Source organism: uncultured Kordia sp. (genome assembly GCF_947489565.1).
Lineage (GTDB): Bacteria > Bacteroidota > Bacteroidia > Flavobacteriales > Flavobacteriaceae > Kordia.
Window position 1 is genome coordinate 362,101 of the sequence record NZ_CANLEA010000002.1, and the last position, 13,085, is coordinate 375,185.

Below are 13,085 nucleotides of genomic sequence, written 5' to 3' on the forward strand. Positions count from 1 at the left end.
TCATCGGAATAAGCTTCTATTCACTTTCGGTTAAAAATAAAAAGTTATTCATAGTTATAACCATAGATATTGTTAAGACAAACTAAAACCTCTATATTTTATTTTAAGTGAACGATAAAATATTTTAATTCTTATCAATTAAAATAGCTTTATATCATTGCTCAATCAATCTGAGTTTCTCTAGTTTTTTAAAAAGTTAAAAAGGCTTTTACAAATAAGCTATAGCGAATTCACGGTAATTTGTATTTTTGCTACATGATGCAAAACATTCGTGTAGCTGTAGATGCTGTCGTATTTGGATATAAAGACCATCAATTGAACGTACTTTTGATTGAAAGAAAAGTGCCGCCATTTCAAGGTTCATGGGCATTGCCTGGCGGATTGGTATTAGAGCATGAAAGCTTAGAAACTGCCGTAGAACGTGAATTGCAGGAAGAAACCAACGTTACTATTGATTATTTGGAGCAACTATATTCCTTTGGAAAACCAGGTCGTGACCCAAGAAATCGCGTGATTTCTGTGGCGTATTTTGCTTTGGTAAAACCTTCTCATCACGAAATTAAAGCAGACACTGATGCACAAGATGTTGCCTGGTTTCCTATCAATGAATTGCCCGAATTGGCTTTTGATCATCATGTAATTCTAGAAAAAGCAAAAGCACGTCTCCGCAGTAAGTTAACCTACGAACCTATTGGTTTTGACTTATTATCTACCAAATTTTTATTCTCTGATTTAGAAAAGTTATACATGACCATTTTGGAGAAAAAAATTGATCGTAGAAACTTCCGTAAAAAGATTTTAAGCTTTGAAATTTTGGAAGAATTGGACGAAAAAGTTTCCGAAGGACGCGGACGACCTGCGAATTTGTTCAAATTCAACAAAAAGCAATACTTCAAGTTACAAAAAGAAGGTTTCTTGTTTGATATAAAATAAGGGCGTGCCCGTAAACGGTCAGGCTATCGGCAGTCGCTTTCTTGTCATTCCTGCGCAGGCAGGAATCTCAAAAAGAGCTCCAACAATGCCTCTATCCTTCACGCAAACTCCAGTTTCATTTGCACATTGAGCAAAGTCGAAATACCATCTTTCACTCGAAATCAACAACCTTTCGCGCCAAATAATTCTAAAATGGTGTTTCTAAAACTACTATCTGCTAACAATGTTTCTTGCGTTCCTTTCTCAAATATTCCTACCAATTCTTCGCAACCAACTTCATCACGTGTAGGTCCGTGGAATCTTATATCAGGATATGACAACTTAAAAACACCTATCAAATTTCTATATTCGGTAAGTTCAAACGTATGTGTAGTTTCTCCAAGAATTTCGCGAACAGCATTCTTCAAACCTTTCTTAAAACCTGTAGCATGCGATCCATTTTCTCTGACAAAATCAGTTCTTGGCAATGTAATCGTAGAAAATTTTTCTTTTCCATTATGTATAGAAAACATAATTTCAGCTTTCAAATCAAGCGCAGTATCTTCAATAGAAATTTGAAAAGGCTTCATTAAAAGTGCTGCATCAAAACTTTGCGTATCAAACCAATCTTGCATTCCGTTTGATGAAAAACTAGCAATACTCTTTTCGTCTTCAAATACATGAATTTCTTTTTCAGGATATAAAAAAGAATAGCGTTTAAAAAAGTTCAATAGTAAATATTCAGGTAATTTTTGACTCCGTAAAATTGCAGTATCAAACCTAAATGTAATACTCAATTCCACTGTTTTTTCCACTTCATCCGCAGCAATTAAGATTCCTTGCTCATACACCAACTTCTTTCCATTGGATTGAATACTGCATGTTTCAGACAAAGCTGGTAATATATACATTTCATAACCTACTGAATTTACATTTTTAGGAGTCAACTCAAAATTTAAAACACTATCAAACACCAATTGAAATGTGTCATTTTTCAGATACGTAAAACTTGCGCTAAACCAATCTGAATGAGGTTTTAAACATTCAAATAAAAATGAAATAATTCTCAAATTACCGATTTCATCTACACGACCAATAAACATTGCAGGTCTCCTTCGTACATGTTCTATTGGCTCTTGTATTGGCCGAATACTCTCTTCGCAATACTTTTTTTCTTCACTCATTTTTATATTTTTCAAAGACTATAAGATACGAAAAACGAAGCATTTTTTTAATATTTTCAGTTACTAAATTCCTCAATAAAAATTAAATTAATGTAAAAAATACACAAAATAATTTGCAGAACAAAAAAAGCATTTTATATTTGCGTACAAATAACGCTAATATGAAGTATTTACACTTAGATTCAGACTTTACTCCTTTGGGAACATCTATTGATTTTGAAATGTTTACATTTTCTGGAGGCGAACCACATATCAAAATCAAAGAAGCAATTAATGACGCTGTAACGATTACACAACGCATTACTTCTTTCAATGATTTGGGAATGATTCTAGTGGCAACGGATGCATTACGAAGAATGAATGTAAAAGAAATTAGCTTGTTCATTCCGTATTTTCCAGCAGCGCGTCAAGATCGTGTCATGATTCCAGGAGAAGCACTAAGTGTCAAAATATATGCAGACATCATTAACAGTCAAAACTATGAAAAAGTCAGTGTTTTCGATCCGCATTCGGAAGTCACACCAGCGTTAGTAAACAATGTAGAAGTCATTGACAATCATGAATATGTAAAACAATGTTTGCAAACCATTAAAGAAGAAATCGTATTAATTTCTCCCGATGGCGGCGCGTTGAAAAAGATATACAAACTGTCAGCATATTTAGGAGGAATTGAAGTGATAGAATGTTCAAAAAAACGAGATGTAAAAACAGGCGCTTTATCTGGATTCACAGTGTATTCAGATGATTTAAAAGGCAAAACTGGAGTTGTTGTCGATGATATTTGCGATGGTGGCGGCACCTTTTTAGGATTAGGAAAAGCATTGCAAGAAAAAAATGTGGGAGATGTACATTTAATTGTAAGTCACGGAATTTTTAACAAAGGATTTGAAGCATTAGAAAGTATATATAAAACCATATTTACCACGAATTCATTTAGAGATGTGGAATCAACACAAGTAGTACAGATAAAGTTATAGAGTGTTGAGTTATGAGTTATGAGTTATGAGTTATGAGTTATGAACAATAAACAGCCAGATTAACAAACAAACGAATCAACAAAAAAGAAAAAATTATGAACTTATTAGAACGCTTACAAGGAGGAATATTTGGAGTTGCCACAGGTGATGCTTTGGGCGTTCCGTATGAGTTTTTAAGCAAACAGCGCATGGAACGATTTCCAGCCACAGACATGATTGGTCACGGAACACACAATCAACCTTTAGGAACTTGGTCAGATGATAGTTCGCTCACGTTTTGTTTAATGGAAGGGTTACTTTCTGGATATAACACCAAAGTAATTGCACGAAAATTTGTCGCTTGGTTCGATCGCGCATATTGGTCGCCACATGGAAGTGTTTTTGATATCGGAATTACAACGCGACAAGCTATTTACAGATTGGAACAAGGACATACACCAGAAATTTGTGGTGGTATGGACGAATATGATAATGGAAATGGCTCGTTGATGCGAATTTTACCATTGATATATTTCTTAAAAGGTGAAGAAAATATTGAAGAACGTTACCAAATTATAAAAGAAGTATCTTCTATGACGCATGCACACTTTAGGTCCGTTTTGGCTTGTTTTATTTATGTAGAATACGGTTTACTATTACTAAATGGAACAGAAAAATTGAAAGCGTATGCTGAAGTAAAAAAACTTATAAATGATTTTGTAAAAACACAAGATTTCAATGAAAAAGAACTTGGGTTTTATCATGAAGTTTTAAAAGAAGATATTTTCAAAAGAGATCCAGAACGTATTCGCGGAAGTGGTTATGTTGTCAATTCCTTAGAAGCTTCTTTATGGTGTTTTTTAACAACAGATTCTTATGAAGATTGCGTTTTAAAAGCCGTCAACTTAGGAGAAGACACAGATACAACTGCCGCAATTGCTGGCGGATTAGCAGGAATCTATTATGGATTTGATGCCATTCCAGAAACTTGGAAATTTCAATTAGCACGTTATGAAGACATTCACAACCTAATTGATCGTTTCCATGAAAGCTTACCATAAAACAAAGATGCTAGAGTTTAAATTAAAAAATAATTTAAAATTCAACATTTGGCATTTAAAATTTTAGAAAAAATGAAACATACATTACAACATATACAAACTCAGTTTAATTCTAAAAAACGATTAAAATATTTATTCTTTTGGGGACATCAACCTTCCAAAGATGGAAGTGTCACCAAAAGCTGTTTTAGTCAATGGTGGGAAGTTGAATTTACCGTAAACAACGAAGTTTACAAAACTGCCGAACATTGGATGATGGCTGAAAAAGCAACATTATTTAATGATGAAGCAAGTAGACAAAAAATTCTACTCGTAAATCATCCGCATGATGCTAAAAAACTAGGAAGACAAGTCAAAAACTTTGATCCTGTTATTTGGGATGAACACAAGTTTAACATTGTCGTTCAAGGAAATTATCATAAATTTTCACAACATGAACAGTTAAAACAATTTCTATTAAACACCAAAAACAGAGTTTTAGTAGAAGCTAGTCCAAGAGACCGAATTTGGGGCATTGGAATGAGCGAAAACAATGAAAAAGCAAATAATCCGAATCTTTGGAGAGGACAAAATTTATTAGGTTTTGCCTTGATGGAAGTTCGAGATCAATTGAAAAAAGATGCTGGAATATAGCCTCTAGAATTGAGATGAAAAATTCGCGTATTCGTCGTAAATAGAAAGAAAACAAAACTTAAGATGAATACTATCAGTATAATATTTTTTTAGAAGGTTATTGGGAATGCTAACGTCTGTGTTCAGAAATAATGAATTAGCAAGCGGAATTGCGAAGCGTAGCTTCAAGCATGTAGCTTAGCTGATGAATGGTGCAAAGCAATTTCCTATACGCAGACTTGATTTTTTGGTTCGTTTTTTATCAAGAAAAAATGAACGTTATTAAAACTAAAGTTTGAAACACTGTAGTTGAAAAATTATTAAAAAAGACAAAATGAAACTCACCATACACGGATACTCAACTGCATTATATGCAACATGGTATTATATAGAAGAATTAGGAATTTTATTTGATGCAGGCGATGGTGTTTGCTCAAATTTATTAGGAAAAGCAGGAAAGATAAAACACGCGTTTATCTCACATGCCGACAGAGATCATTTGACAGGTTTATTACAATTCAATCAATTATTTGCTGGATTAAAACCTACGATTTACTATCCGAAAGACTCAGGTTCATTTCCGTTTCTAAACGATTTCTTTACCAAATTTGATCCGCATAACAAAGGAACAAATTGGCAAGCTATAGAAGACTGTTCCATTATTTCTGTCAAAAATTCAATGCAAGTAGAAGCAATTGAAAACGGTCATGTAGTACAACCTGGCTTATTGAAAAGTCTCAGTTTCAAAGTATATGAAACCAAACGAAAACTCAAATCGGAATTTGTGAATTTACACAAAGACGAATTGATCCAGATCAAAAAACAACATGGAGATCAGTTCCTAACCAATGAAATCAAACGAAACATACTTTCGTACTCAGGAGATACGCCCATTGAAGATTATGAACGTTATCACAACAGTGAAATTCTTATTCATGAAGCGACATTCTTGACAAAGGAAGAAACAAATACAAAAGCATTTAAAAACAAACACAGTTCCTTAGATGCAGTATTTGAAATGGTTGCAAATATCAAGATAGACAAACTGATCTTAGGACATTTTTCATCACGATACGATCAACATGAAATAGACAACGAAATAAAAAAACACATACAGCAGTACAACATCAAAATTCCCGTACATCGGATTCCTGTTGGAAAAGCTGTTAAAAATATTTTGGCGCGAGAGCCAATCAATTAAAATGAAAAAATCAACACGAAAACTCAAAGCAATAGAAACGCTGGATATTCAAAAGAATGGACGTTATCTATTTAAAGAGAAAGTTATAAACATTGCAGAAGCACACACAAACTCTGTTGAAAATGCTGCATACCATACAAGTGAAGCTTTAGATGAAATGCTAGCAGCAATCAAAACAGAAAACACTTATGAGACACAATATGAAGTAACTCATGAAACATCCTTACATGCGATTTTACGATTGAAAGAGGAAGAAAATATCATGTGTTTAAATTTTGCTTCCGCGAAAAATCCAGGTGGCGGATTTCTAAATGGTGCATTGGCACAAGAAGAAAGTTTGGCAGTAGCATCAAGCTTATATGCGAGTCAGATGGAAAAATTTGAATTCTATGAAAAGCATAGAAATATGAAATCTTGTATCTATACAGACAGCATGATTTACAGTCCAAAAGTACCTTTCTTTAGAAATAACAAAGGTGAACTTATTGAAAATGCTGTATTATGTTCAGTAATCACATCGGCTGCCGTAAATTATGGCGTCGTAAAAAGGCAAGAAGCTAAGAAGGCAAAACTAGTTGCCAAAATCATGCGAACACGTATAGAAAAAATGTTAGCATTAGCGCTATTGGAAAAAAATGATACACTCATTTTAGGCGCTTGGGGCTGCGGTGTTTTTCAAAACGATCCTGCATTAATTGCGGAGCTTTTTAAAGAAGTTTTAGAGACGACATTTAAAAATCAATTTAAAAAAATAGTGTTTGCTATTTATTCCAGAAATGAAAAGTTTATCACCGCATTTCAACAACAATTTGAATCATGAAAATACAAATTTTACAAGCAGATATCACTACTTTAAAAGTAGATGCAATCATCAATGCCGCCAACTCATCATTGCTTGGCGGCGGTGGCGTTGATGGCGCGATTCATAGAAAAGGCGGATCAGAAATTTTGGAAGCTTGTAAAAAAATTAGAGCGCGACAAGGAAAATGTAAAACCGGTGAAGCAGTCATTACAACGGCAGGAAAATTACCTTCTGATTATGTGATTCACAGCGTTGGACCTGTTTGGAATACAGGCGGAAAAGACAAAGAAGAACTGTTGGCAAATTGCTATAAAAACAGTTTGGATTTGGCAGTTGAACACAATATCAAAACCATTGCTTTTCCAAACATCAGCACCGGAATTTATAAGTTTCCAAAGCAATTAGCTGCTAAAATCGCATTAAAAACGGTTGCAGCGTACAAACATAAAAGTAGCATTGATGAACTCTATTTCTGTTGTTTTGACCAGAAAAACTTTGAGATTTATCACGAATTAATGAAAAATGAACACACATAGATTACAATTAGCACAAAAATCATTGCTTGGCAATAGCATTGGTGACGCTTTTGGCGAAAGTTTCTTTGGTCTAGAAAATGCTGTTTACAATGCTATTCACTTTCGTGAGATTCCACAAACGACATGGGAATTCACAGATGATACAGTAATGGCAATTGCAATCTATACATCATTGGAAATGTATGGAGGAATTAATCAAGATTTTATTGCGAAAGCATTCGCTAGAAACTATCATTTAGATTTTAATCGAGGTTACGGACCTGCCATGCACAGAACCATGCGCGCAATTGAAGCTGGCGAAAATTGGAAAGAAGTTTCTAAGGCAGCTTTCAACGGAATGGGTTCTATGGGAAATGGTGGTGCCATGCGTGCTGGTTTAATCGGAGCGTATTTTTATGATGATTTAGAAAATGTAAAAGAACAAGCATTTCTATCATCTGAAATTACACATGCTAATGAAGAAGGTTGTGTTGGTGCGATAGCAGTTGCAGTTGCAACAGCGATTAACACACAATTACAGATGGATAATAAAACGCTAGAACCAAATGAATTCATCAAAAAAGTAGTTGCTCAATTGCCAGATTGTGACACAACTTCCAAGATTAAAAAATCGATCACGGTGTTACCAAACTATGACATAAGAACCGTAGTTTCAATCTTAGGAAATGGTGTAAAAATGATTGCCCAAGACACAGTTCCTATTTCAATTTGGATTGCTACACATCATCAAACAGATTTCCAAGAAGCGTTATGGAGAGCTGTTTCCGCTTTAGGTGACAGAGACACTATTTGTGCAATTGTTGGTGCGATTACCATCATGAATACAAAAGATGAAAACATTCCAGCAAACTGGAAAAACAAAGTAGAAAACTGGCGTAACAGTGAGTTTTATCAAAAGAATTAGAAAACATGAAATTAAACATACAAAACTATATAGAACAAAATAACGAATGGCCGCAAAACGGACATCACATCATGGCACAATACGATGATGAAAAAATAATTGTATATCAATCCTATCGCCCTGCCATTGGACATTTCGCAGCGAAAAATCAATTTTTTGGTGGACCATTTAGCCTAGAACGCATGACTTGGATCAAACCCAATTTTCTTTGGATGATGTACCGAAATGGTTGGGGAACGAAAGTAGGACAAGAAGTTGTATTAGCAATTCATTTAAAACGTGAAGCTTTTCAACGTTATTTGGAAAATGCAGTGCATTCCTCGTTCAAACCTGAATTATACGAATCGCAAGAATCTTGGAAAAAAGCAGTTCAAGCTTCTAACGTACGATTGCAATGGGATCCAGATCACGATCCATACGGTGCAAAACTAGAAAGACGCGCAATCCAGATTGGAATTCGAAATGAATTTATCCGTTCGTACGCAAAAGAAGATATTTTAAAAATAGAAGATATCTCTGCCTTTGTAGCAGAACAATACGAATTTGTTCAATCGAATCAACTAGACAAATTAATGATTCCTGCTGAACGTCCTTTTTTACCAGAGAGTGAGGAATTACAGCAAAAACTACAATTACAATGAGTAAAAGAATTAAAAATATAAGCAAATTTCTAAGCTATGTGCTTAGACATAATCCTGATAAACTAGGAATTACACTCGATGAAAACGGCTGGACTTCAGTTGCCATTTTACTTGAAAAAATAAATGTAGGCGAATATTCGCTTTCTATGGAAACACTGGAAGAAGTTGTTGCTACGAATAACAAAAAACGTTTTGCTTTCAATGAAGACAAAACAATGATTAGAGCAAATCAAGGACATTCTGTAAATATCGATTTGGCGCTTCAACCCAAAGAACCTCCAAGCTATCTATATCATGGAACGGTTGAAAAATTTATCGAATCTATTCAAGAAAAAGGATTGATCAAAGGCACAAGACAGCATGTGCATTTAAGTGCGGATAAAGAAACCGCGATTAATGTGGGAAGCAGACGTGGAAAACCCATCATTCTAACGGTAAGAAGTGGCGAAATGCATGCGCAAAACCATACATTTTATCAATCTGAAAATGGTGTGTGGTTGACAGAAGCAGTTTCACCAGAGTTTATAGAATTCTAATTGCACACAGAGCATTATTGAAATCAAAATATATTTTGATTGAAGATACCTAGCATAGCTATCGAAGTGTACAATTCAAAAAAGTCACATCATGAAACAATTAAAAGAAATACTGAAAGAGAATTTTCAGAAAGAAAAAAGAAATAAAATCACATTTTTAACAGGCGCAGGATTGTCTGCTGCTAGCGGAATTCCTACGTATCGAAGTACAGACGGGATTTGGGTAAAAGGCACTAAATTCCACAAGCCAGAAGAATTTGGAACGTTTAAATACTTTAGTAAAAATCAGGAAGAAGTTTGGCAGTTCAATCTATTCAGAAAAGGAATGTTTGAAAAAGCACAACCGAATGATTCGCATAAATTATTGGTGGATATTGAACAGTCAATTCCAGAAGATTTTTCTATCATTACACAAAACATTGACGGATTGCATCATCGTGCAGGAAACTCAGGAACTAAAATCTTCGAGATTCACGGAAACATGCGATTGGTTCGTTGTTCGTTAGAATGTTCTAAAGCCGTATACCTATACCCAAAAGATATTGCCTTAGATCGTATTGATGAAGAAATCCCTGATGAAACTTGGGAAAAACTAGAATGTCCAAAATGTGGCGGATTGTTACGCCCTAATATTTTATGGTTTGATGAATATTACAATGAACGCTTATACAAAGTAGATTCTACCATGAAAATTGCTAAAAACACAGGGATTTTAATCGTTATTGGAACTTCAGGTGCTACAACATTACCATTGCGATTAATTGAACAAACACTTCAGTATGGTGGTTATGTTTTAGATGTAAATCTAGAAGATAACAATATTACACGTCTTACAGAAGGTAAAAAAAGAGCGCTTTCATACCGAATGACGAGTGACGAATTTTTGAGTGAGTTTCATAAAATTCTAGAAGAATGTAAAGTGATTTTATGATTGAACAAAAACATATAAATCGCTTTCAAGGAAGTATCTTATTAGGTGCTATTGGTGATGCTTGGGGAAGTGCTTATGAAAATCACACGCTTCCCGATGAAAAAGCTTTTTATCTTTTTAAAGAGCCGGAAAAGCCTAAAATTTGGCAATTTACAGACGATACACAATTGACTTTAGCAACCTGTGAAGCCATTTTAGAGGATTCAACAGCAGCTCCGAAAACATTGGTGACGCATTTTCTAAAATATTACAATGAAAATCGCATCAGTGGAATCGGAGCTGCTACTTTAAAAGCATTGCAAGAATTAAATGCTGGAGCGCATTGGAGTCAAACAGGAAGAAAAGGTGAATTTGCCGCAGGAAATGGAAGCGCCATGCGAATTGCTCCGTTGGCTTTTTTAAAAGATGTTTCTAGAGAACGTATTCGAGAAATAAGTTACATCACACATCAAAATGAAGAAGCTTATGTTGGCGCTTTGGCGATTGTTTTGTGTATTCAAGAAATTATAAATGACACTTGGAACAATACTTCTTTAGTAGAACGTATCATTCCACAATTGCCTGATACCAACGTAAAAGACAGATTGATTGCTTTGCGTGAATTAGAAAATACATCGATCTCTGAAATTGGCAAACTAGGAAACAATGGTTATGTTGTAAATTCGGTTCCATTAGCAATTTTTGCGGCTCAAAAAGTAAAAACGCAATCAATTACAAGTATCTTTGAAGAACTCATTACTGTTGGCGGAGATACCGATACCAATTGTTCTATTGCTGGACAAATAATGGGCACTTTCGTGGGAATTGATAAGATTCCTACAGCATTAAAAAACAAGATAAAACCACTCGTTGGTTATGAAACCTTGCAGAATATTATCAATAAGTTACCAAATATAAATTGATATGTTTTGGTGAATTTTTATAGTATTTTAGAGAAAATTTAAACACATGAGAACACTCGCAATAGGAGACATACATGGAGGATTTAGAGCATTAACACAAGTGCTAGAACGCGCCAATGTAACCACAGAAGACACCTTAATATTTATGGGGGATTATGTAGATGGATGGAGCGAATCTGCCGAATTGGTTGAGTTTTTGATAGCATTAAACACCAAACAGAAATGTATTTTTATTCGTGGAAATCATGATGTTTGGTGTCATGAATGGTTGATGGATGGTCATATAAATGATGTTTGGTACATGCATGGCGGAAAAGAAACCTTAGAAAGTTACCAACGTGTCAAGTATGATAAACAACAACATTTAGACTTTTACGAAAATTTAGAAAACTTTCATATTGACGAGCAAAATAGATTGTTTATTCATGCCGGATTTACTTCTATGCATGGTGTTTTAAAGGAACATTATCACAAGAATTTTTATTTTGATCGAACTTTAATTGAATGTGCAGTTGTCGTACAACAACTTGGTATGGAAAAATTGGAGAATACAAGTTATGCACCAAGAAGATTAAAACACTATAAAGAAATTTATGTCGGACATACACCAACCATAGGTTATGATTGCCATATACCAATGAAAGCTCACAATTTATGGGATGTAGATACAGGTGCTGCTTTTACAGGAAAACTTTCTATCTTAGACATTGATACCAAAGAATTTTGGCAAAGTGATCCGCTTCCAGAATTGTATCCAAACGAAAAAGGGAGAAACAAAATGCGCGTCATTCGTAAAAAATGAAGTATCTAAAATCCACATACTATTTTGATTTTGAACAGGAAGTCATTCAAAAATTAATAACTTCTTATCAAGACGAAACAATTTCAAATACAGAAAAAGCCATCGCATTGTACAACAAAGTACGTGACGATTGGAAGTACGATCCGTATACCATCAGTTTTTCAAAAGAAAACTTTCGCGCAAGCACTATTGCTCAAAAAGCAACTGGAAACTGTGTTGAAAAATCAATTGTATTAATTGCGGTTTTAAGAGCAGTTGGAATTCCTGCCAGACTACATTTAGGAAAAGTAAAAAATCATATTGCTGTAGAAAGACTCACGGAAAAATTTGGTTCTAACGAACTCACGCCACACGGAATGGTGAACGTTTTTTTAAACAATAAATGGTTAAAATTATCGCCAGCTTTTAATGCTTCTTTATGTAAAAAGTTCAAGGTTGCACCTTTGGAGTTTGATGGAGAAAATAATTCTTTCTTGCAACAGTATAATAATCAAGGAAGCTTGTTTATGGAATATACGGACGATTACGGGCATTTTGAAGATGTTCCGTTAGACTTCATGAAAAGAAATGTAAAAGAACACTATCCTCATATTTTTGACACTGGCGAAAATATTACAGAATTTAAACTATAATACAAATTCGTTTGAAAAAAAGTCAACTAGATATCATTCTTCTACTCGTGTTTATAATCATATTATTTTTCCCCTTATGGGACATGAGTTATAGATATCTTTGGGATTTTGATTTAGGAAATAAAGTTCATGGTAACATAGAAGATTCAGGAATATTTAAAAATGCCTGGGCAGAGCTGACCAATGATTCTGATTATATTCAAATATACGGTTACTTCATAAAATTCCCTGTAGTATATGTGGCTATTCTGACTCAACTCATACTTATATTCAAAAGAACATGGATCAATAAAACTGTTTGGTTATATGTTATAAACGCAATCTTTTATGGAATTTTTATGTATCTATTTTTAGTAAGTTTTGATAGGCATAAAATTGATATCAATTTAAAATTTGGAAGCTTCTTGTATTTTGGAGCGCTACTGCTGGGAATATTGAAAGAGACAATAATCGCAAAAAAATAAGTTGCTTTT

At 34.2% G+C, this 13,085-nt stretch carries 16 protein-coding genes; 15 read left to right on the plus strand and 1 reads right to left on the minus strand.

Annotation, left to right across the window (positions count from 1 at the left end):
* Positions 1-258 precede the first annotated feature (258 nt).
* Positions 259-933, plus strand: a complete 675-nt coding sequence (locus Q0845_RS04225) for an NUDIX domain-containing protein (RefSeq protein ID WP_298509917.1) — start codon at positions 259-261, stop codon at positions 931-933.
* 161 nt (positions 934-1,094) lie between these two features.
* Here the strand turns inward: Q0845_RS04225 and Q0845_RS04230 are convergent, their stop codons facing one another.
* Complete coding sequence (locus Q0845_RS04230; RefSeq protein WP_298509614.1) at positions 1,095-2,096, minus strand: hypothetical protein; 1,002 nt, start codon at positions 2,094-2,096, stop codon at positions 1,095-1,097.
* A 161-nt stretch (positions 2,097-2,257) separates the two neighbouring features.
* On the opposite strand from Q0845_RS04230, the gene prs reads away from it, so the two are divergent.
* From prs to Q0845_RS04300, 14 genes are all read left to right on the plus strand, one after another.
* On the plus strand, positions 2,258-3,073 hold the full coding sequence (prs, locus tag Q0845_RS04235; RefSeq protein ID WP_298509617.1) for a ribose-phosphate diphosphokinase: 816 nt from the start codon (positions 2,258-2,260) through the stop codon (positions 3,071-3,073).
* A gap of 95 nt (positions 3,074-3,168) precedes the next feature.
* Positions 3,169-4,113 carry an ADP-ribosylglycohydrolase family protein gene (locus Q0845_RS04240; protein ID WP_298509620.1) on the plus strand — a complete coding sequence of 315 codons (945 nt, stop codon included), beginning with the start codon at positions 3,169-3,171 and terminating at the stop codon, positions 4,111-4,113.
* A gap of 72 nt (positions 4,114-4,185) precedes the next feature.
* Positions 4,186-4,746, plus strand: a complete 561-nt coding sequence (locus tag Q0845_RS04245; protein ID WP_298509623.1) for an NADAR family protein — start codon at positions 4,186-4,188, stop codon at positions 4,744-4,746.
* 313 nt (positions 4,747-5,059) lie between these two features.
* On the plus strand, positions 5,060-5,926 hold the full coding sequence (locus Q0845_RS04250; RefSeq protein WP_298509625.1) for an MBL fold metallo-hydrolase: 867 nt from the start codon (positions 5,060-5,062) through the stop codon (positions 5,924-5,926).
* A 1-nt stretch (position 5,927) separates the two neighbouring features.
* Entirely contained in the window at positions 5,928-6,746 is an 819-nt protein-coding gene (locus Q0845_RS04255) for a TIGR02452 family protein (RefSeq protein WP_298509627.1), read from the plus strand.
* Positions 6,743-7,264 (plus strand): O-acetyl-ADP-ribose deacetylase, encoded by a 522-nt coding sequence (locus tag Q0845_RS04260; RefSeq protein ID WP_298509629.1) that lies wholly within the window; start codon positions 6,743-6,745, stop codon positions 7,262-7,264. The genes Q0845_RS04255 and Q0845_RS04260 overlap by 4 nt, the downstream gene beginning before the upstream one ends.
* The gene (locus Q0845_RS04265; protein ID WP_298509632.1) at positions 7,251-8,168 is read left to right on the plus strand and encodes an ADP-ribosylglycohydrolase family protein; all 918 of its coding nucleotides are present in this window, start codon (positions 7,251-7,253) and stop codon (positions 8,166-8,168) included. Before Q0845_RS04260 ends, Q0845_RS04265 begins: the two co-directional genes overlap by 14 nt.
* A gap of 5 nt (positions 8,169-8,173) precedes the next feature.
* Positions 8,174-8,809, plus strand: coding sequence for a DUF4291 domain-containing protein (locus Q0845_RS04270; protein WP_298509635.1), 636 nt, complete (start codon positions 8,174-8,176; stop codon positions 8,807-8,809).
* A complete protein-coding gene (locus Q0845_RS04275; RefSeq protein ID WP_298509637.1) occupies positions 8,806-9,345 on the plus strand; it encodes an RNA 2'-phosphotransferase in 540 nt (179 codons plus the stop codon). The genes Q0845_RS04270 and Q0845_RS04275 overlap by 4 nt, the downstream gene beginning before the upstream one ends.
* A 91-nt stretch (positions 9,346-9,436) precedes the next feature.
* On the plus strand, positions 9,437-10,276 hold the full coding sequence (locus tag Q0845_RS04280) for a Sir2 family NAD-dependent protein deacetylase (protein WP_298509639.1): 840 nt from the start codon (positions 9,437-9,439) through the stop codon (positions 10,274-10,276).
* Positions 10,273-11,178 (plus strand): ADP-ribosylglycohydrolase family protein, encoded by a 906-nt coding sequence (locus tag Q0845_RS04285; RefSeq protein WP_298509642.1) that lies wholly within the window; start codon positions 10,273-10,275, stop codon positions 11,176-11,178. The genes Q0845_RS04280 and Q0845_RS04285 overlap by 4 nt, the downstream gene beginning before the upstream one ends.
* 46 nt (positions 11,179-11,224) lie before the next feature.
* Positions 11,225-11,980, plus strand: coding sequence for a metallophosphoesterase (locus Q0845_RS04290; RefSeq protein WP_298509646.1), 756 nt, complete (start codon positions 11,225-11,227; stop codon positions 11,978-11,980).
* A complete protein-coding gene (locus Q0845_RS04295; RefSeq protein WP_298509649.1) occupies positions 11,977-12,612 on the plus strand; it encodes a transglutaminase family protein in 636 nt (211 codons plus the stop codon). Before Q0845_RS04290 ends, Q0845_RS04295 begins: the two co-directional genes overlap by 4 nt.
* A gap of 83 nt (positions 12,613-12,695) precedes the next feature.
* Positions 12,696-13,076 carry a hypothetical protein gene (locus Q0845_RS04300; protein ID WP_298509651.1) on the plus strand — a complete coding sequence of 127 codons (381 nt, stop codon included), beginning with the start codon at positions 12,696-12,698 and terminating at the stop codon, positions 13,074-13,076.
* Positions 13,077-13,085 lie beyond the last annotated feature (9 nt).